This is a genomic window from Brevibacillus sp. BD137 (assembly GCF_041644655.1).
Classification (GTDB): Bacteria; Bacillota; Bacilli; order Brevibacillales; family Brevibacillaceae; genus Brevibacillus; species Brevibacillus brevis_D.
The window spans coordinates 187,491-206,550 of the sequence record NZ_JAOTNO010000005.1 but is presented as its reverse complement, the minus strand read 5'-3'; the positions used below and the strand labels follow the sequence as shown (position 1 = coordinate 206,550).

Genomic DNA, 19,060 nt, shown 5'->3' with positions numbered 1-19,060 from the left:
TATGAGAGCTTAGCACCTTATAAAGATACAGCCCTAAGTGTGACAGTTAATAGAGACCTACCCGGGAAGCGCAATTCGGATTACCATTCCAGCAGGAAGTAATCAATTCATAATCAATAATTACCCAGTTACTGCATCGGTAAAAGCAAAGCTGCACAATAATACTATTCTTGTGGTCCCGTTACGAGAAGTTGCAGAAATGTTAGAGTGCGAGGTTATTTTTGTTCATAAATGGGGGCAGAAATCCATTATAGTGATCCCATACGATTTTAGCGAAGATTAACGACTTCAATCACCTTCGCCAGCTATGGGATAGAATAAATTAGAAAAAGAGAGCCCACCAGCTCTCTTTTTTCCCCCTCAAAATATCTTCTTCGCATTCTGCTCTTCCTTCAAAATCTCTACAGCCTCGCGGAAACGCATAGAGTGGACGACTTCCCGCTCCCGCAAAAACTTCAAGCTGTCCTGCAAATCAACATCGTCGGTCATGTCGATCAGCCATTGATACGTCGCGCGGGCTTTTTCTTCTGCTGCGATATCCTCATACAAATCAGCGATTGGATCGCCCTTGGCAGCGATGTAGGCAGCCGTCCACGGTACACCACTGGCATTGTTGTAAAAGAGCGCCCGATCATGATTGGCGTAATGGTCACCCAGACCAGCTTCCTTCAATTCTTCTACCGTCGCGTCTTTGGTCAGCTTATACACCATCGTAGCAATCATTTCGAGATGCGCAAACTCTTCGGTAGCGATATCCGTTAATAATCCGACCACCTTATTCGGGATCGTATACCGCTGGTTCATATAGCGCAGAGCGGCTGCCAGCTCTCCATCCGCCCCTCCGTATTGTTCAATCAAATATTTCGCCATTCTCACATCGCACTTACTGACACGAACCGGATACTGCAGTTTTTTTTCATAGATCCACATCGGTTTCGTTATCCCTCTCTTCTAAACTTGCCAAGGCCATGGATCATCATTCCACTGCCACGGATAGCCTGAATAACTACGGCCAAGATTTTGCAGAGGCCCGTACAATTTCTCATATTCGTTTGCCAAAACCCAGCGTTGCTCTGTTAAATCATTAAACTGCTGGAGCGCATTCTGATCGGTTGGATGCGTATCTAAATAAAGATTGAGCTCTACCAGTACAAAATCGATCGCTTGTAGCTGTTCAAGCAATGCGTAATATTGTTCGTCGCCAAATCTATTTTCAGCTGTCATGAGTGCCCCCTCCCCAAATGACTCAGTCTGGGATCATAGGGGCTAAAAAGTGCCGGCCATAACGTACCTAATTTCAACGCTTCCATCGGGCTATATTGTGGTAAGTTCTCCGGCTGAAATGTCATGAACAGCTGAGGGGGGACCTGGTACGTCTTCACCCGAATTGGCGGACAAGGATCGAAGGGACCAACGTACGGAAAGTAGTCGCGTGTTTGCGAATGCAATGCCAATATCCTCCTCCAACTTGCAATGTCTGTTCCTTCATGACTACACTATGCAGCCCACCCAGTAGGCGTGATTGCTACCCCAAAAAGAAAAACCGCTCGCAAAAGAAAGGCACTCTCCTCCCCCTTTGCTTCAACCCGTCACTTGCAAACGCCCAATCATACCGCTTTCTTTGTGTCCCGGGATTGTACAATAAAATTCGTAGGTTCCTTCCTCCAATGCCTTCCACACTGTTTCAACAGACTCTCCCGGTTTGGCGTGCAAATGTACAACGTCCTTAGCCATTCCTCCATGACGATGTTCGCTGCTTGATTCTGAAATCGTTACAATTTTCCCATACGAGACAACCTGAATATCGTGCTCTACATTGCCATCATTTTGAAAGACGACTTTGATCTCCGTATCTTTTTTAACGGTAAATTGGTTCGGTTTATAGGAAAAGTCGACCGCTGTGAGGTTGATTTCTGTCGTGCTATCACCAGCAAAAAGAGCCGGGGATGGAAACGGTAATGATTGATACCAGAAGAAGACAGCGAGGAGCAATATAGCTGGAGTGCTTGGATGATGAAAAAAGGAGGACCACTTCGTTTCTTTTTTATGAAAATCAATCAGCTTGGCTACGAGCAGTATACATACGGTAAAGAGCATGACGAAAACAAACAGGAGAGACTCTACTTTTTCACTGGGTACCATCTCTCCCAGCATGGCACCCATCATCCCGCCCATGACGCCCGATAAGATTCCTTCTACAATACTCAGGATCGACAGAGGAACTCCTAGCAGAAAACCAGACAGTCCACCTGCCAGCATTCCCCACATGGTGGATACATAAAGGTCTCCCCTGTAAACATCGCCGAAGATCAACCCTCCGATCAAGCCAATCGTCATGCTGACAGACATCGTGCTCATCATGCCTTGCATATGATCGATACCCTGCTTTCGTCGCCAGATAAACCATGTGAAACAAACGTAAGCGAAACCGACGTAGATCAGGATCTGATACACCGCGCTCAAGATACCACCCCCGAGTATATTCTCCTCCTTGTAAAGTATGTCCTACGCCAACTAAATAGGACAAAACGAACGCGAAAACCCTCTGACTACTGTCGAGAGGGCTCACACTTTTTCTTATTTTCGCCATTATAAAAAAGCTTCATTTCTGAAGCTTTTATTTCATCAGCTTATTCATCGTGGTTAACAGCTCGTCAATGACTGTGTTGTCCCCTTCTTGGATGCGTTCAATCACACAGGATTTCATATGTCCTTCCAAAAGAATACGTCCCACTGAATTTAAGGCGGATTGTACCGCAGCTATTTGATTCAAGACATCATCACAATAAGCATCCTTCTCCACCATGCCTTTAATCCCGCGAATCTGTCCTTCAATCCGATTAAGACGCGCCTGCAAGTTTTGCTTGGTTTTTTCCGAATGATGACTGTTTCGATCAGACATATGACAAGACTGTACAATGTTCAATTCTGCACTTGACAATGCAATTCCTCCTCTACTCTTCCTCGCAAACACCTGTCAGGAAGATAGACCCAATTCTTTTCGGACATTTTCCAATCCATATCGCTCGACAAACTTGAAAAACTTCTCTCTCTTTTTCCCTTGCGTCTGATACAGTGAAATGATGCTTTGGACGATGGAAGATAATTGTTCTTCCTTCACCTGCTCGACCAGGAGCTCGGCTGTTCTGGCCTCCATTGTTTTCGATTGGCCTCCGACGTAGATTTCAAAGGTTTCTTTTCGCTTGACGATCCCGATATCTTTTACCAACGGCTCTCCACAGGCATTTGGACAGCCCGTATAACCGACTCTTATCGTAAAAGGAACGGCCATCCCTGCAATCGTATCATTCAAATTTCTCGCTGCCTCAAGCCCTTCAATCTCTGCTCCTTTACAAAAAGAACAGACAGACAAATTCTTCACAACAGAACCCGTTTCGTACACGCGTAAGCCTTTCTCACGCAGCGCTTTTTTGGCATCCTCAGCCTTCTCTTCATTCATCTCGATAATCAGCTGCTGAAATATCGAAAGTTCAATTTGTGCATCCTCGCCAACGATTTGACCGATCACTACCATTTCTGCTGGAGTAAGCACAGAACCGCCGACACGAATTTCTGGACTTACGGCAAACTGCACACGCTTCAAAAGGCATTCCTCCTAGAGTGATTGGATTCGTAATATTCAGTCAAACAATAGGTGTAAGAAAGGCTACCATTCTACACTCACAGCCCTTCCCGCAACTTTTGCTTAAACGACATCGTATCCTTGATCTTCAATCGTCTCTTTCACATTGTCCAGCGAAACAACGGATTCATCAAAAGTCACGCTTACCTGATTGTCAGCAAGGCTTACCGTTGCTTTGCTAACCCCGTCTAGTTTTTGAAGAGCACCTTCTATGGAGATGACGCAGTGATTGCAGGACATTCCCTGTACGTTCAAAGTGACATTCATTTTACATCCTCCTTAGTTTTTGGGAAGCTTAACTTGATTTTATTTTACAATACCCCTGTAGGGTATGCAATACCCGATTTTACATTTCCTGCTGTGTATATGTAAAAAACTCCCCATCGATAAAAGACAGGGAGTTTTGCTTACGCTTCTTGGCTGAAATGCGTTCTTATCGGTACAAAAAACGATTGCTCCACCTCATTCGCAGATAATGGGCGACTGTAATAGTACCCCTGAATTTCCTTGCAATGATTTTCTGTCAAAATATCCAACTGATCCTTCGTTTCAATGCCTTCTGCAATTACATCCAATTTCAGATGCTTCGCCATCGAAATGATAGTGGCCACAATGGCTTTATCGTTTTCATTTCGAGACAGGTCTGTTATGAAGGAACGGTCAATCTTTAGCTTGTGGATCGGGAACTTTTTCAAATAGCTCAATGAGCTGTAACCGGTTCCAAAATCATCCAAGCTGATTCTTGTTCCGATTTTGTTTAACTCATGAAGGATGCTGATCGATACTGCCGGGTCCATCATCATGCTCTCTGTGATTTCCAACTCCAAAAAGTGCGGGGCAAGCTTGGTTTCCTCGAGAATATTTTTGATGTACTGGACCAAGTTCCGTTGGTGGAATTGATGGGAGGACAAATTGACAGAGACGGGTATCAACGGCCCCCCTTTATCATGCCACTGCTTCATTTGCCTGCACGCTTCCCGAAGCACCCATGTACCGATCTCATAAATCAATCCTGTCTCTTCAGCAATAGGGATAAACACTCCTGGTGAAAGCATCCCTTTGGTTGGATGATTCCACCTGACGAGCGCCTCCACTCCGATCATGCGATTACTTTCCGAATGAAATTGAGGTTGGTAGTACACCACCAGCTCTTTTCGTTCAATTGCTTTTCTGAGATCACGTTCTATTTCAATATTTTCCAGCAATTGGGCGTCAAAATCTGTCGTGTAGAACAGATGACCATTTTTCCCCTGTTTTTTCACCTCGTACATAGCTGTATCCGCTTTTTTGAGCAACGCGACAGCATCCGTGCCGTGGTCTGGGAATATCGCCGTTCCAATACTTGCGGATATGTAAAATTCACTGTCTTTTAGCGTGAATGGCTGTTTCAATGCATCAATGATCTTATCGGCTAAACTCGCTGCTTCCCTGCCATCCGCTCCCGTTTCGCAGAGGATGGTAAATTCATCTCCACCCATCCGGGCAATTGTTGCGTGGTACCCTTTCGCACTCTTTGAGATTCTGTCGCTGACCCCCTGCAAAAAGATATCGCCGTAGGAGTGACCCAAGGAATCATTGATCATTTTGAAACGATCGATGTCGATAACCATGACGGCAAAGCTCGATGAATCTTGGCTGCTTTTTTCAATGGATTGATGCAGAACTTGATTAAACTTTCTTCGGTTCGGTAAGTCGGTCAGCTCATCGTGATAGGCCAAATACCTGATTTTTTCTTTCACGCGATTCTCTTCGGTAATATCCTTCACAATGATGTGATTCCCCACCACTTCTCCCTCAATCTCAACCGGGACATTGAGTACACTCAGCTCAACGCGTTTTCCGTTCGGATGAAAGATGGTCGTCTCAAAATTATTTCGATTGGGCGCAAAAGACTGGGCGAAAGAATTTTTCGTGAGTTCCCTTTGCTCCTCAACAATATGCATACGAATTTTCGATACATGCTGGTTGATGAATTCTTCCTCCCGCAGTCCGCCAATCTTCGTGACAGCTGGGTTCATTTTGATAATACATCCACCTGAATCTAAGGAAATAATGCCGTACTCATTATTTTTATAAAGGGAACGATACCAGCTTTCACTTTCTTGAATGACCGTATCCTTTTGCGAGAGTCGTTTGTTAATAAACAAGCCGAACAATGTAATACCGATCAGTAAAAAAGTGACCAAGACGATGATATAGGCCAAGCTCTCCGGCTCAATCTGCGTCCCCACTTGTTTTGTCGGCTGTTCCGTTCCGTAGAAATGCGCTGCAGCCATCCCGGTGTAATGCATACCCGCGATGGCGGCCCCCATAATGAGTGAGCTACCCAATTTATATAAATACGCGTATTTCGACTGATCACGGCGAAAGTAAAACAAGAGCCATAGTGCCGCTGCCGAAGCAGTCGCTGCGATCATAATGGATAAAATGACAATCCTTGTATCGTATGTAATTTCGATCATCATCGCGGTCATTCCAACGTAGTGCATCCCAGATATTCCAGCAGCCATAAGAATTCCCGCGATACCTAGCTGTCTCGCATGTAAGTTGCGTTTCGTGATGGTAAACAAGGCTATGCTTGAGACGAAAATGGCAAGGATGACGGATAGAATGACATACTCCATGTCATACAGAACCTTAATGGGGAGGGTAAGTGCCAGCATTCCGACAAAATGCATGGACCATATTCCAAGCCCCATCGTTGTGGCACCAAACATCAACCAGAGTAGCTGATGCTTCCCTTTACTTTTACTCACTCTGGCTGCCAGGTTGAGAGCAGAAAAAGAAGCTGCAACCGCGATTAAATAAGACAGTATCACAAGGAAACTATCGTACGTCCCATGTATCTGGTGATCCAAGCTCCTTCACCGCTTTCCTTTTGTTAATCTCGATGGTCTCACTTAAACCATGCTGCCTGATTCACCATAACGATTTACCTGCAAGAAGGAATCGATTTCTTTCGTGGGCAGCGGTTTACTGTAAAAGTACCCTTGGACTTCATTACACAATTGTTCCTTTAGAAAATCAACGTGTTCATGTGTTTCTACACCCTCTGCAATAACAGCAATTTTCATGTTATGTGCCATATGGATGATCGTTTTAATAATCGCTTGATTCTGTGGATTCAAATTCCTTAGAAAGGATTGGTCGATTTTGAGCCGATCGATCGGGAATTGACTCAGATAGCTTAAAGAACTGTAGCCCGTCCCGAAATCATCGATACTGATGCTAACCCCGAGAGCTTTCAAGCGATTCAAAATCCGAATCGTATAGTCTACGTTTAGCGCCATGCTTTCCGTGATTTCCAGCTCCAAGTATTGCGGAGCTAACCCCGTTTCTTCAAGGATCGAGGTAATCATCTCAATGAGATTGTTTTGCATAAATTGGCGTAAGGATATATTGACCGCAACAGCCAGCTGTGTAAAGCCTGCTTCCTGCCACGCTTTTGTCTGTTGGCAAGCCGTTCGCATTACCCATTCTCCAAGCGGTACAATTAAGCCTGTTTCTTCTGCGATCGGAATAAATTGAATAGGCGGGATGAGACCAAGGTCTGGATGGTCCCACCGAATCAGCGCCTCCATACCAATAATCTGGCCCGTCTGCAAATGAATCTTCGGTTGGTAGTGCAGCGTAAACTGTTTCTCATCTAAAGCTTTTCGCAGCTCTCTTTCAAGCTGTAGTTTTTTCGCTAAAACCTGATGCAGCTCCTCCGAGAAAAATTGATAATTATTTTTCCCTTGCTCTTTTGCCAAATACATGGCAGCGTCTGCATGCTTCAGTAGCGCTTCAATATCGTCTCCATCATCCGGATACATGCTGATGCCGATACTTGGTGTGATAAAGATTTCGATATGGTCTAACGTAATCGATTCGGACATGCTCGTGATGATTCGTTGCGCAATTTCACCAGCCTCCTTGTGCGTGGCACCTGTGAGAAAAATGGCGAACTCATCTCCACCTAGTCGAGAAACAGAATCTTCTTTTCGCAAACAACAAATAAGACGATTTGCTACTGCTTGTAAAAGGACATCCCCAATAGAGTGACCAAGCGTGTCATTGATGTTTTTAAATCGATCCAAATCGATGAACATAACACCGATTTTCTCATCTTTTTGTTTTGCTTTGAGCATCGCCTCTGCTAATTTTTCATGAAATAGCGTACGATTAGGCAGGTTGGTTAAGGAATCGTAATGAGCCATGTAGCGAATTGTTTCTTCTGCCTTTTTTCGCTCAGTGATGTCAATCATGGAGCCTACCATTTCCATGATTTCTCCGTTTTCCTCAATAGGTGACAACGTAATGTAATAATCATTTCCGGATAGTTGAAGCTCGAAGGTGACAGACTCGCCAGCAAATGCTCTGCGAAAATTGCTTTCCATTTGCTCCGCAACCTCATAAGGAAAGATTTCATACGACGTTTTTCTCAACATCCTCTCAGACGTTAGCCCGAGCGCTTCGGCAATTTTCCCTTCACACAAGGTATACGTGATGCTCCCTTTCTGATCTGTCACGATTTTGAACACACAGTTTTGCAAGTTTTGGACCGTCCTGCGAAAATCGTTCTGCAAGGCTTCTGCCAAAGCTGCCTCTGCTTCAATCCGGTCGGTAATGTCCGTACGAATCGAAACATATTGATACGGAACCCCCCGGTCGTCTAGAAATGGCACGATGGTCGTATTCATCCAGTATTCAGTGCCATCTTTGGCGCGATTCTTCACTTCGCCCTTCCAGACACGTCCTTGCTTGATCGTTTCCCACATTAATTTAAAAAACGACTTGGAATGATAGCGAGAGTTAATGACCCGATGTGTATTTCCAACTAATTCATCCACTTCGTATCTGGAGATTTCACAAAACTTGTCATTTACATAAGTAATGACGCCTTTGTCGTCTGTAATCGCTACAATCGAAGATTCATCCAGTGCATTTTTGATATCATGCAAGTCCTTCATCGTTTTTGCAAGAGACTCTTCCATCAGCTTTCGTTTCGTGATGTCCGTCCCGATTGCTACATACTGATATAGGAATCCACTATCGTTCATGAACGGAACTAATGTCATGCTAAGCCAATATTCCGTCCCGTCCTTTCCCCGGTTTTTCATCTCACCTTTCCATACTTTTCCTCGGCTGATGGTATCCCATAGCGATTTAAAATAGTTTCGTGGGTGGAAACCGGAATCGACAATGTTATGGCTCTTTCCGATTAATTCCTCTCTATTAAACTTGGATAGTTGACAAAAGTTGTGATTGACGTAGGTGATAATTCCCTTTTCATCTGTTATCGAAATAACAGATGACTCTTCCAATGCAGATAATGCATACTTTACATCTCTGATATGATTAAACACATGGCACCCCCGCCTGTTTTCGCATTACAATTGAAACTTCCGGATGGAATGCTGCAGCTCTTCTGCCATTTCGGCGAGTGTGCTAGAAGCGGTTGTAATCTGTTCCATAGAAGCTGTTTGTTCTTGTACAGAAGCAACTACGCTTTGCGTGTTTTCCGCTGCCATTCTTGAAACATGCGCAATTCCCTCTATGAATTCTACAACGGAAACCGTTCCGTCATTGGCTTTATTGATTTGTCCCGACATTTCTTGTGTTCTTTTCGAGACTTCGTCTACTACCTCCAAAATTTTATGGAAGGCAACCCCAGCTTGTTCGATCATGATGACTCCTTCTTGAACAGCTCCGTCCCCTTGACTCATGACGTGGATCGCCGTTTCCGTATCTCTTTGAATATCCCCAATGATGGAAGCGATCTGCGAAGCGGCTTGCGCGGATTGCTCTGCTAATTTGCGAACTTCATCTGCGACGACCGCAAAGCCTCTTCCCTGTTCTCCCGCTCTCGCCGCTTCAATCGCTGCGTTCAACGCTAATAAATTCGTTTGACTCGCGATTTCCGTAATAATCGAAACGATTGAGCCAACTTCTTTTGATTTTTCGCCGAGCATATTGACCACTTCGGTAGAAGAGCTCACTCTTTGATTAATCTCATTCATTTGTTCGATTGATCTGGCAACCACTTCATTACCTTCCGTTGCTGTTTTGTTCGCTTCAACGGATGAGCTGATCGCATGCTCCATGCTCGTTGATACTTGCTGCATAACCTGCGAGATGCTCACAGCAATCTGCGTTGCATTCTCTGCATCATTTACTTGCTGCTCAGCACCTGCTGCAATACCTTGGATCGATTGGGATACGTGCTCTGCTGTCTGATGTGTTAGTTCGGAGCTGGCTATCAATTCCTCGGAGGATGCGGCCACTTGTTGTGAATGGAAGGAGACTCGTTCTAATAAATCTTGCAAATTGTGCTTCATTTGGGTAAAATGGCGGGCAAGTTCGCCGATTTCGTCACGATTTTTGATCGAAATATCTGCTTGTGCCAAGTTCCCAGCGGCAATTTGTTCTGCGGCCTGCGTGATCAGTAAAACGGGATGAGAAATGGCACGTCCAATCATGAAGGCGATACCGACTCCTGTGAGAAGGGCCAGCGCGCTAAGCAAGACAACCAGGAGCTTCGTAGATTGAATACCGCTTTCCAGCTCCACTATATCTTGTTCCAATAGCTTCTGTTCAAGAGCAACAAATTCCTGGGCTTTTTGAATAAACAATTCGCCGACTGGCGTACATTCATCCCTGACCAAGCGCGTGTACTCTTCTACTTTGTTTTGTTGTTTTAATGCGACGACCCGATCAATAATTTCCTCGTGTTGGGTATGTAGCTCGTTCATCTCTGTAACGAGCTTTTGCCCTTCAGATGTCATGCCCAAACGGAATAATTCTGCTGTGAGCTCTTTATAACGGTCGTTGGCTTTTGAATACCCTGTTAGGTAGCTGCCATCGCCTACAATGACATATCCTCGTGCATACTTTTGTCGTTCACTGACACTGGCAATAATGTCCTTGGACAACATCTCCTTGTGGATTCTGTCTTCAATTATCCTCCCATAACGGGAATCGATGGAAGAAATCTGAGAAAAACCAATCCCTGCTACCGCCACTAAAAGTAATAACACGGCCAAAAATCCTAAAAAAAGCTTTCTCCTTACCGTCAACTTCATAATAGTTGTTTCCTCCATCGTAATTCTACGAATGATTTCTTCTTTCTGTGAAAATGCAAGTAATTTTATAATCCCTTTCTCTTATATAACGGCATTTTATATAGGACTTTTGACCTTTTTTATCATATAACATCGTTCTGTAACATTTCTAAAATTCTTTTCGACAAGGAAAAAGCCCCGACTGCCAAAGCAGACGAGGCTTGCGTTTCCATTTATGCAGCTCATGTTCCTTACATGTCTTATCGTTTTGGCGCTCGAAAACCTGCTTGCTGCGCTTCTTCCTCCGTCGCAAACCACGTTTCCGCATTTGTTTGCTCATAGCTAGCGGAGCCAGGAACGTGATAGATTTTCTCGCCCTTGCTATTGATATTGCCCTTGATCGTCTTGCCTTCTGGTGGTGCAGTATCTGCTACGGTATTACTATTGGACTGTTTTTTTGGCTTGGCTTTTTCCTTAGGAGCCTCTGCCTGCTTCCCTTCTAAAGCCCACAATCCGCGATTCTGCTCCCGCGCCTCCCGCTCTGCTGCCAAGAACAGCTCTGCTTGGGCTACATTTGGTGGGATTGTCATGATCCGGGCGTAGCCGTCACGAACGAGCTTTTCATTGACAAAGGTGCCGTCTTCCAAATATACGTAAGCAAGCAAACGCTTGTATTTGTCATAGGGCTCGACATCGAACTTCAACTTAACCTTTTTGCCCGTTAAAAGCTCTTTGGAGTAATTGCTCGCTTCTTTCCCATACGGTTCGACTGGATGGTTGGGTTTCACTGTCTCCGGGGTATCTACGCCAATCATACGGACTTTTTCTCCGCTATCCAGCTCGAATGTATCGCCATCAACCACTCGTTTGATCACAGCATCCATCTCTCCGTTAGCTTCTGGTTGGCCGGACGCTCCACATGCCGTTAGCAAAAGAGTAAGTACGAGCAGATACATAGCAAATCGTCTCATAAACTTCCTTCTCCTCTTCTATGTTGCATTGTTTTCCAGCGTAGTGGATTTGCCCGCGCAGGTCAATAGGAGAGAAAAAAGTACAAACACTCAAGGTTTTTGGTAAAATAATGAAAATGAAAAGGGAGCGATTCTTGATGGGTTGGGCTGAATTTCAACTTGTACCAAACCAGTACAACGACGAATGCAAAAAAATCGACGAGAGTATTCTTCAGCTACTTCGTGAGCGAAAAATGCTTGCAAACGGGAAAAGATTAACCCCACCCCAGGAAATCCGACAGGAATGGGCTGAGAAATACGGTATGGATGAAGCTGAACTTGGTTGGTTTCTGCACACATTAAATTCTGAAATAAGGCCTGTATTCCCTGATAAATACGGTGAATTGATCGGTGTGCTGCCTATTATGAAAACAACTGTGCTTGATGGTTTTACCTACACATTGACACATGCGATGCAACACAAAAATTTGAGCATCGTTCATGTCGAGATAAAATCGGGATTGACCGATGATGAAGACATTGGTATGCTACGTCCACATCTCATGCTTGAAATCAAAAGCTCACAGGAGCACCATGTACGCAAAAGCGGAGCGCGCGGCTCTGACCGAGGAATCTCCCTGCAGTTTATGGTCAGCCCTGCCCTTCCCGATCAACTCGATCGTGTTGGCTTCTCCTTGACCCCCTACGCATCGCGACGGGAACTGCCACCGCGCGAGCATGTTTTGGATCGAGAAGTCCATTTTGGGTAACGAAAAAAACGACCTTCGCCCAAGGTCGTTTTGTCTATACGTCCAGATTTTAATCACGATCGGCACTAAACAAGAACAACAGGACGACCACGACAATAATAATCCATATAAATTCCTCGTTTTCGCGATCAAAAAAACCGTCGAACAGACCCATGGTGGAGTCCTCCTTTCCTTCTCGTTACAGCCTATGCAAAAGGCTAGACACGTGTCAGTAGTTGGAAGAGCCCAAAAGTGAAATTCGTATTCGAAAAAATGTATTACGAACAAGTAGACAAGATTAAATGCGTATAGGTACCTAGCTGTCTTACTTCATTCGTAAAACCAAGATGAACAAGCTCCTGTAGCAATCGGGAGCGATCTGCATAACAGCGGTCCTGAATATCTGCTATCACTCTCGTATGTCCTGCTTCCTCTAGGGCTTCCAGATGAGCTTGTCTATGCGTCTGATCCTCAAACATCAAATCGGCAATGACCAACCGTCCCCCTGGTTTTAATACCCGGCGACATTCCGCCAAGGCAAGCTGCTTTTGGTCATCCGTCAAATGGTGCAAGGCGTAACTCGTAGCCACAAAGTCAAACCGATTTTCTAAAAACGGAAAGGCGAAAAAGGTTCCCAGCTTCGTCTCGACCTCCGCGTGTTTTGCTCTGCATTGCTTCAGCATTTGCGGAGATTGGTCGAACCCGCTCATCTTGGCTCCTTTTTTCACGAGACGCCCTGCGAGGTTCCCAGTTCCCGTTCCAGCATCCAAGCCGCATTCTCCTGGATTGACTGCAACGGCTGCTACCACCTCATCCAGTACGTTCTCGTACGATTCATGACCATTCCCGCCATGTACCCATTCGTCATAGCGGTCCGCCCATTCATTAAAATTCCATCGATCCACCCAGTTATCCCGCGTCTGCTTCAATCGCTTGTTCGCCTCTGCCAATGTAAACAGCTCTGCTGGATCAATCGATTCCTTACCCTTTACCCGCTCAATCATTGCTTCTGTCGTTTGGATGACCTTGCTCATTTCTACCCACCTTGTATACATAAACGAACGCTGCAGCTCTAAATAATGGAGAAGAGTGCCTTCCTGATCTTTCATATGAATCAGAAGCTCCCGTATGTCTTCTACCGCCATCCCGACCTCGCGCAGGGTAATGATGGTTTGCAGCCTCCAGACATCTTCCTCCGTGAATTGGCGATACCCGGACGCATCTGCTTTTGATGGCTTGATCAGCCCTTTTTCTTCATAATATCGAATCGCACGCGGGGTTATTTGCAAGCGATGGGCCATGTCTTTAATTTGCATGGAACTCTCTCCCTGTTTCATTCTTTCCTTATCATAAACCTTGACGCAGCGTGAATGTACAGACAGAAAGAAAAAAAGCTGCCGGATTCCTCCCGACAGCTGATTTCTATCTTATTAATGTGGCGCTGGCTCAGAAATTTGTTGGAGAGCGTCACTCGCTTCATCGTGATGGACTTGACGAACAGCCATGTCTGCCAACGCCACAATTCCAACCAGCTTGCCATGCTCGACAACGGGCAGGCGACGAATTTGATGCTGAGCCATAACCCTTGCCGCTTCATCAACCGTCATCCCCGGCTGACCGAGAATAATGTCTCGGGTCATGACCACCTCCGTGGCAGTCGATCCTTCATGCTTTTCAGCCAAACCGCGAATCACAATATCGCGGTCTGTAATGACACCGATCACATCTTCTTTTTCATCCACAACCGGAATGACCCCTACATTCCAATCGCGCATTTTGCAAGCCACTTCATACACATTATCCTTAAGCGTCACAGTAGCGACATCTTTAGTCATAATTTCTCGAAGGGTACGATTTTCCAGCTTTGCCATTTCATTCTCCTCCTTTTGCTAATCAACGATTGTAGTTTGTCCGCTCATCTATCGTTTCATTCGCAAGAAAGAGTATGATATATTGCGCTTCTTCCAAAAACAGACTATGATTAAATGAGTGAATATCTCACCCATTTTTAGGAGGAAAAAGAATGGTCATTAAGGACACGGGTATTGGCACGAAAGAAGTCTTTTTCGCCGATCTGGAGCATTATATGAGCGAACTCGGCTTTGATCGCGGCGCTTGGGATTACAAGCATGCTACATACGATTATAAAATCCAAGATAAAGGCAACGTCTTCTACCTGCGCATCGAAGCGAACGTGACGCAAGGCAAGCTTGAGGATACGCACGCAGTACTGAAGCTCGAAGATCCTTACATGGGCAAACACCTTTTCCCACACGGGCTGGATTACGATTACCCAATGCCAGACTCCGTTGTAAAAACAGCGAAGCTGAAGCTGCAATTGCTGGGTGAAAAGCTGTCCTCACATTAAAAATTGAAATGCATGGTGTGCAGAGAGGAATCCCCTCTCTGTTTCACGTAGAGGGGGGTATTTTTTATGAAGACGAGGGGCGTACCTGACTTCTTGCTCCTGTTTTTGACCGCCCTACTTGTTGGGTTTGGGATAACCATGGTACTCAGCTCCAGCTCCATTTTCGCGTTGACGAGCTTTACAAGCGGCGGCTGTGATTACTGTGGTGGAGATGAGCTTTATTTCGTGAAGCGTCAATCCGTTTTCTTGCTGCTCGGTGGCGTTGGGATGCTGGTGGCCATGAACATTCCCTTCTCCTTTTATAAGAGAAACTTCTTATTGATTGCGCTCGTCAGTTTCTTTTCTTTGCTCCTGGTTCTTGTTCCGGGTATTGGTAAGGAAGTGAACGGAGCTCGATCATGGTTTGAAATCGGTTCTGCAACTATTCAGCCTGCGGAGTTTGCCAAGCTTGGTCTTATTCTCTACTTGGCAGCGATCATCTCCAAAAAAGGGAACGGGATACAAAAGCTGAAATCTGGATTGATGCCCCCACTGATGGTAACGGGAATGTTTTTTTTGATGATTGTCGTCCAGCCTGACCTCGGTTCTGCTGCCATCCTGCTCGGGTGCGCTTTGATTGTTATGATCTGCGGTGGGGCAAAAATCCGTCAACTGGTTGGTCTCGGTGCACCAGCTGTGACTGTTGCGCTTTTGGTATACATCACAGCAAAGCCCCATGCCTTGAATCGGATTTCTTCCTACCTCGATCCATGGAGTGATATGAGTGGCACTGGCTACAACATTATTCAATCCTGGATTGCGATTGCACATGGCGGCCTGACTGGGACAGGCTTTGGAAAAAGCATTCAAAAGTATTTGTATTTGCCTGAGAGGCATACCGATTTTATTTTCTCGATCATGACAGAGGAGCTTGGCTTTATCGGTGCCTCTGTGTTCCTCTTGATTTTCTTGCTTTTCCTGCTGCGTGGCATCCATATTTGTCTGCGCGTAAAAGACACCTTTGCCAGTCTCGCAGGAATCGGTGTGGTCAGCATGTTCGCCATTCAGGCGATCTTAAACATTGGCGGAGTAACGGGTCTGATTCCATTGACAGGTGTACCATTGCCGTTTATCAGTTATGGTGGTTCCTCCTTACTCGTATGTCTGCTCGCCACAGGCTTTTTGCTCAGTATATCGCGGGAAGTCAGTCGCCAGAAGGTAGAAGAGCAATTACAAAAACAGCCATACGCCATGTAAAAAACAAGCATAAGGGATACCGGATGAGTCCAGTATCCCTTTTTTCTTACTCATTTCGAAGGAGTTCGATTGCCTCCACCCGTACATTCACGGCTTCCACATAAAGACCTGTCAATGTTTCCACTGCTTCTTTTACTTTTTCCTGTAGGACATGACAGACCTGATGAATCTGCGCCCCATAACGGACGGACACACGCATGTCAATGGTCACTCTGTCTTCTATTACGGATACGGTAATGCCTTTCGCGCCGCCATTCAGCTTTTTCGCCAAATCTTGATAAATCCCGCCTGAACGGACTGTGACTTCCAACACTTCTTCTACAGCAACGCCAGCAATGATTGCGATCACCTGATCTGCTACTCGGATTTCGCCAAGTCTGTCAGCCATCAGGACGCCCTCCTCTTCGCCCGTTTCTTTCTTCCCCCACTGGTTTCATTTGCCTTTTCTATCATTATAAACAAATCATGCTTGGGCTTGGAAGGAAATTTGTTTTTTTCTCTCCGTTAGTGTCGGAGATGTGCAATGAATGTCAATGAGTGTCAACTGTTCTGCAGCAAGCGCCTCCCGCAATACAGGCTCCAGAGCTTGTACTTCTTTAACAACCTTGCTACTGATCCCGCAAGCTTTCGCCAATTGTTGAAAATCTGGATTATGCAATTTCACTCCAAAAGGGATCAAGCCCGCCTGACTCATTTTGACCTCTTCCAATCCTAATGTCCCATTGTTCACCACGAGAATGACAATCGGAAGCTGGAGCTGGGCCGCTGTCATCAATTCCGCCAGATTCATTTGCAATCCCCCATCCCCGGCAATGCAGACGACCTGCTTCTCAGGATAGGTTAGCTTTGCAGCCACAGCGGCAGGCAACCCGAATCCCATTGTTCGCCACTTTCCTGAAAAGAGTGGGGTCTGTTTTTTTCCACGGAACGCACGATTAAACCAGATCGTGTGCTCACCCGTATCCAGGACGATAATCGCATCTTCATTGACCACTCCCCCAAGCGTATGCATCAAGGTTTGTGGCTTTACTTGTTCACTCGCTTGCTGAATGACAGCTTGCTCTGTCTCCTCGCCAAACTCGCCATGCCAACGCTTGATTTGTTCCTGCCACGCATCGTCCTGTCTGCGCGATTGCAAACGTCTCATCCAGATCGGCAGGACATCGTCCAATTCGGCCGTGACAGACTGAAGGTAGGGATGTGCATGTATCGATCCAGGCTGATGATCTACTTGAATGACGGACAGTTTCTTTGGCAAAAAAGCGCGGGGGAACCAGCTGGCTCCCAAAATTAGCAACAAATCAGCTTCCGCTAAAGCATGTAAAGCTGTTTCGCTGCCCCCCTCTCCCAATCCGCCGATCACAAGTGGATGTGTTTCCTCTATCGTTCCTTTTGCTCCGAGCGACAGCAACACGCCTGCCCCTAGCTGTTCCGCTAGCTTCACACACAAATCCGCCGACTTGCGGGCACCGATTCCAAGTAGAACGAGAGGCTTTTGCGCCTTTGCAACCTGCTCGGCTGAGAGCTCAATCTCCATCCGATCCGGATAAATGGCATGTGGAATGCGTGGAAGTGCTGCAAGGACAGCTTCTGAAGTCGTTTGGGTAAAGACATCCTTGCAAATGGCGAGATGTGTCACTCCTTTTTGCTGCATAGCCGTGACAAATGCTTTGTGCAGAACACTTTGGATTGCATCTGGATGCGTAATCGTCGTCGAATAAAAACTGATGGGACGTATCATGTCTTCCTGAGAGATAAACTGCTTGTACGCTCCACCCAGCTTGTATGTCTCCACTTGACCTGTAATCGCAATGACGGGTGCACGATCCGTATGCGCATCTGCAAGTCCATTCAGCAGATTGACGAAACCCGGCCCCATCGTCGCGGTACAAACAGCTGGATTCCCTGTCAGCTTTGCTTCCGCACTTGCCATCATGGCCGCAGCAGATTCATGCTTGCAAGCAACGTATTGGATGTCGGATTGCTTCGCGATCTGATCCAGCCAGGCAAAGATTCCGTCACCTGCCACCCCATATATTCGTTTTACTCCCCAACGAATCAATTGTTCCGTCAAATATTGCGCGACCTGCATCAAAATCTTCCCCTTCCAGGACAAAGTTCAAATACCTGTACTCGTAGTCTACGCATTCTCCAATATTTTACTAAATCCAAAATGACGGAAGTTGGAGAACCTAACAATAATCAACTGATATTCAAATCCATACCCGAAGGAGGGTAAGAAATGAAACAGCCTGTCAAATGGCTGCTAGCTGTAGTAGTATTCGCACTTCTGGTTACAACGGCGGTTATGGTATCTCCCTTACGCTCAGATGCATTCAGTGAACAGATCGTTAAAGTAGGAGAAGAAGGCTCTGACGTGCGTGAGATGCAGTATCGCTTGAAGCATCTTGGATTTTATACGGGAAAAGTAGACGGCGTATTCGGGTGGCGTTCTTATTGGGCGCTGCGTAACTTTCAGTATGAGTTTGGCTTACCCATAGACGGTGTCCTTGGCGCGCAGACGAAAGTAAAGCTGTACAACGCAACGAAAAATTATAAGCCCACTGCTTCTGATCTCGGGGTGCCACAAACCGCAACCCCTGCACCATCGACGCCTTCTGCGCCTTCTAAACCTACGTATCACGTAGCCGGAGTATCGGAGAACGACCTGCGTTTGATGGCGAATGCCGTGTACGGAGAATCGCGTGGAGAGCCCTACATTGGCCAAGTCGCAGTGGCGGCTGTTATTCTAAACCGGACGAAAAACGCGTCCTTTCCCAATACACCAGCGGGGGTTATCTTCGAACCTCGGGCCTTTACGGCTGTGGCGGATGGTCAGATTTGGCTAACACCGAACGAGCAGGCAAAAAAAGCAGTGAATGACGCGCTCAAAGGTTGGGACCCAACAGACGGAGCTATTTATTATTTCAACCCGGATACAGCTACATCGGGTTGGATTTGGAGCCGCCCTCAAATCAAAAAGATCGGCAGACACATTTTTTGCCGCTAGCATTCCATAAAAAACAGGCACGACAGTCGTAAACTGCGTGCCTGTTTTCCTTTTCGAGTTT

The 19,060-nt window shown here is 46.0% G+C and carries 20 protein-coding genes; 5 read left to right on the top strand and 15 right to left on the bottom strand.

Annotated elements, in window-relative coordinates; translation table 11 throughout:
• The first annotated feature begins 49 nt into the window (after positions 1-49).
• On the top strand, positions 50-283 hold the full coding sequence (locus ODZ53_RS13605; protein ID WP_372677956.1) for a stalk domain-containing protein: 234 nt from the start codon (positions 50-52) through the stop codon (positions 281-283).
• Positions 284-360: 77 nt separating this feature from the next.
• Here ODZ53_RS13605 and ODZ53_RS13600 read toward each other — a convergent pair whose 3' ends face one another.
• From ODZ53_RS13600 to ODZ53_RS13550, 11 genes are all read right to left on the bottom strand, one after another.
• Complete coding sequence (locus ODZ53_RS13600) at positions 361-930, bottom strand: manganese catalase family protein (protein ID WP_173604295.1); 570 nt, start codon at positions 928-930, stop codon at positions 361-363.
• Between the two features lie 21 nt (positions 931-951).
• Positions 952-1,224 carry a spore coat protein CotJB gene (locus ODZ53_RS13595; protein ID WP_064199847.1) on the bottom strand — a complete coding sequence of 91 codons (273 nt, stop codon included), beginning with the start codon at positions 1,222-1,224 and terminating at the stop codon, positions 952-954.
• Entirely contained in the window at positions 1,221-1,448 is a 228-nt protein-coding gene (locus ODZ53_RS13590; protein WP_012685974.1) for a spore coat associated protein CotJA, read from the bottom strand. Before ODZ53_RS13590 ends, ODZ53_RS13595 begins: the two co-directional genes overlap by 4 nt.
• 133 nt (positions 1,449-1,581) lie before the next feature.
• A complete protein-coding gene (locus ODZ53_RS13585) occupies positions 1,582-2,454 on the bottom strand; it encodes a cupredoxin domain-containing protein (RefSeq protein WP_372677954.1) in 873 nt (290 codons plus the stop codon).
• 163 nt (positions 2,455-2,617) lie between these two features.
• Positions 2,618-2,941 carry a metal-sensitive transcriptional regulator gene (locus ODZ53_RS13580; protein ID WP_275552952.1) on the bottom strand — a complete coding sequence of 108 codons (324 nt, stop codon included), beginning with the start codon at positions 2,939-2,941 and terminating at the stop codon, positions 2,618-2,620.
• A gap of 36 nt (positions 2,942-2,977) precedes the next feature.
• Positions 2,978-3,595, bottom strand: a complete 618-nt coding sequence (locus tag ODZ53_RS13575; protein WP_372677952.1) for a nitrite reductase — start codon at positions 3,593-3,595, stop codon at positions 2,978-2,980.
• A 111-nt stretch (positions 3,596-3,706) separates the two neighbouring features.
• Complete coding sequence (copZ, locus tag ODZ53_RS13570; RefSeq protein WP_007725825.1) at positions 3,707-3,910, bottom strand: copper chaperone CopZ; 204 nt, start codon at positions 3,908-3,910, stop codon at positions 3,707-3,709.
• Positions 3,911-4,050: 140 nt separating this feature from the next.
• The gene (locus tag ODZ53_RS13565) at positions 4,051-6,501 is read right to left on the bottom strand and encodes a bifunctional diguanylate cyclase/phosphodiesterase (RefSeq protein ID WP_372677686.1); all 2,451 of its coding nucleotides are present in this window, start codon (positions 6,499-6,501) and stop codon (positions 4,051-4,053) included.
• A 42-nt stretch (positions 6,502-6,543) separates the two neighbouring features.
• Positions 6,544-8,991, bottom strand: a complete 2,448-nt coding sequence (locus ODZ53_RS13560) for an EAL domain-containing protein (protein WP_372677684.1) — start codon at positions 8,989-8,991, stop codon at positions 6,544-6,546.
• A gap of 24 nt (positions 8,992-9,015) precedes the next feature.
• Entirely contained in the window at positions 9,016-10,707 is a 1,692-nt protein-coding gene (locus ODZ53_RS13555; protein ID WP_372677682.1) for a methyl-accepting chemotaxis protein, read from the bottom strand.
• 239 nt (positions 10,708-10,946) lie between these two features.
• Positions 10,947-11,657, bottom strand: a complete 711-nt coding sequence (locus tag ODZ53_RS13550; RefSeq protein WP_199927169.1) for a thermonuclease family protein — start codon at positions 11,655-11,657, stop codon at positions 10,947-10,949.
• A gap of 137 nt (positions 11,658-11,794) precedes the next feature.
• Here ODZ53_RS13550 and ODZ53_RS13545 point away from each other — a divergent pair, with 137 nt between their 5' ends.
• Positions 11,795-12,406 carry a hypothetical protein gene (locus ODZ53_RS13545; protein WP_372677680.1) on the top strand — a complete coding sequence of 204 codons (612 nt, stop codon included), beginning with the start codon at positions 11,795-11,797 and terminating at the stop codon, positions 12,404-12,406.
• Positions 12,407-12,663: 257 nt separating this feature from the next.
• Here the strand turns inward: ODZ53_RS13545 and ODZ53_RS13540 are convergent, their stop codons facing one another.
• Both ODZ53_RS13540 and ODZ53_RS13535 read right to left on the bottom strand, forming a co-directional pair.
• Positions 12,664-13,701: a MerR family transcriptional regulator gene (locus ODZ53_RS13540; RefSeq protein WP_372677678.1), complete on the bottom strand. Its 1,038-nt coding sequence runs from the start codon at positions 13,699-13,701 to the stop codon at positions 12,664-12,666.
• 114 nt (positions 13,702-13,815) lie between these two features.
• The gene (locus ODZ53_RS13535; RefSeq protein ID WP_012685964.1) at positions 13,816-14,256 is read right to left on the bottom strand and encodes a CBS domain-containing protein; all 441 of its coding nucleotides are present in this window, start codon (positions 14,254-14,256) and stop codon (positions 13,816-13,818) included.
• Positions 14,257-14,408: 152 nt separating this feature from the next.
• On the opposite strand from ODZ53_RS13535, the gene ODZ53_RS13530 reads away from it, so the two are divergent.
• Positions 14,409-14,753, top strand: coding sequence for a YugN family protein (locus tag ODZ53_RS13530; protein WP_016739853.1), 345 nt, complete (start codon positions 14,409-14,411; stop codon positions 14,751-14,753).
• Between the two features lie 66 nt (positions 14,754-14,819).
• Positions 14,820-15,989, top strand: a complete 1,170-nt coding sequence (gene ftsW / locus ODZ53_RS13525; protein WP_372677676.1) for a putative lipid II flippase FtsW — start codon at positions 14,820-14,822, stop codon at positions 15,987-15,989.
• A gap of 46 nt (positions 15,990-16,035) precedes the next feature.
• On the opposite strand, the gene ODZ53_RS13520 is transcribed toward ftsW, so the two are convergent.
• Positions 16,036-16,377: an Asp23/Gls24 family envelope stress response protein gene (locus ODZ53_RS13520; RefSeq protein WP_372677674.1), complete on the bottom strand. Its 342-nt coding sequence runs from the start codon at positions 16,375-16,377 to the stop codon at positions 16,036-16,038.
• A gap of 75 nt (positions 16,378-16,452) precedes the next feature.
• Positions 16,453-18,081 (bottom strand): thiamine pyrophosphate-binding protein, encoded by a 1,629-nt coding sequence (locus tag ODZ53_RS13515; RefSeq protein ID WP_372677672.1) that lies wholly within the window; start codon positions 18,079-18,081, stop codon positions 16,453-16,455.
• Positions 18,082-18,231: 150 nt separating this feature from the next.
• Here ODZ53_RS13515 and sleB point away from each other — a divergent pair, with 150 nt between their 5' ends.
• On the top strand, positions 18,232-18,999 hold the full coding sequence (gene sleB / locus ODZ53_RS13510; RefSeq protein WP_372677670.1) for a spore cortex-lytic enzyme: 768 nt from the start codon (positions 18,232-18,234) through the stop codon (positions 18,997-18,999).
• Positions 19,000-19,060 lie beyond the last annotated feature (61 nt).

Coding starts and splice junctions, on each gene's coding strand:
- ODZ53_RS13600 (WP_173604295.1), bottom strand. CDS start 930: ATGTGGATCTATGAAAAAAAACTGCAGTATCCGGTTCGTGTCAGTAAG.
- ODZ53_RS13595 (WP_064199847.1), bottom strand. CDS start 1,224: ATGACAGCTGAAAATAGATTTGGCGACGAACAATATTACGCATTGCTT.
- copZ (WP_007725825.1), bottom strand. CDS start 3,910: ATGAATGTCACTTTGAACGTACAGGGAATGTCCTGCAATCACTGCGTC.
- ODZ53_RS13555 (WP_372677682.1), bottom strand. CDS start 10,707: ATGAAGTTGACGGTAAGGAGAAAGCTTTTTTTAGGATTTTTGGCCGTG.
- ODZ53_RS13550 (WP_199927169.1), bottom strand. CDS start 11,657: ATGAGACGATTTGCTATGTATCTGCTCGTACTTACTCTTTTGCTAACG.
- ODZ53_RS13545 (WP_372677680.1), top strand. CDS start 11,795: ATGGGTTGGGCTGAATTTCAACTTGTACCAAACCAGTACAACGACGAA.
- ODZ53_RS13540 (WP_372677678.1), bottom strand. CDS start 13,701: ATGCAAATTAAAGACATGGCCCATCGCTTGCAAATAACCCCGCGTGCG.
- ODZ53_RS13535 (WP_012685964.1), bottom strand. CDS start 14,256: ATGGCAAAGCTGGAAAATCGTACCCTTCGAGAAATTATGACTAAAGAT.
- ODZ53_RS13530 (WP_016739853.1), top strand. CDS start 14,409: ATGGTCATTAAGGACACGGGTATTGGCACGAAAGAAGTCTTTTTCGCC.
- ftsW (WP_372677676.1), top strand. CDS start 14,820: ATGAAGACGAGGGGCGTACCTGACTTCTTGCTCCTGTTTTTGACCGCC.
- ODZ53_RS13520 (WP_372677674.1), bottom strand. CDS start 16,377: ATGGCTGACAGACTTGGCGAAATCCGAGTAGCAGATCAGGTGATCGCA.
- ODZ53_RS13515 (WP_372677672.1), bottom strand. CDS start 18,081: ATGCAGGTCGCGCAATATTTGACGGAACAATTGATTCGTTGGGGAGTA.
- sleB (WP_372677670.1), top strand. CDS start 18,232: ATGAAACAGCCTGTCAAATGGCTGCTAGCTGTAGTAGTATTCGCACTT.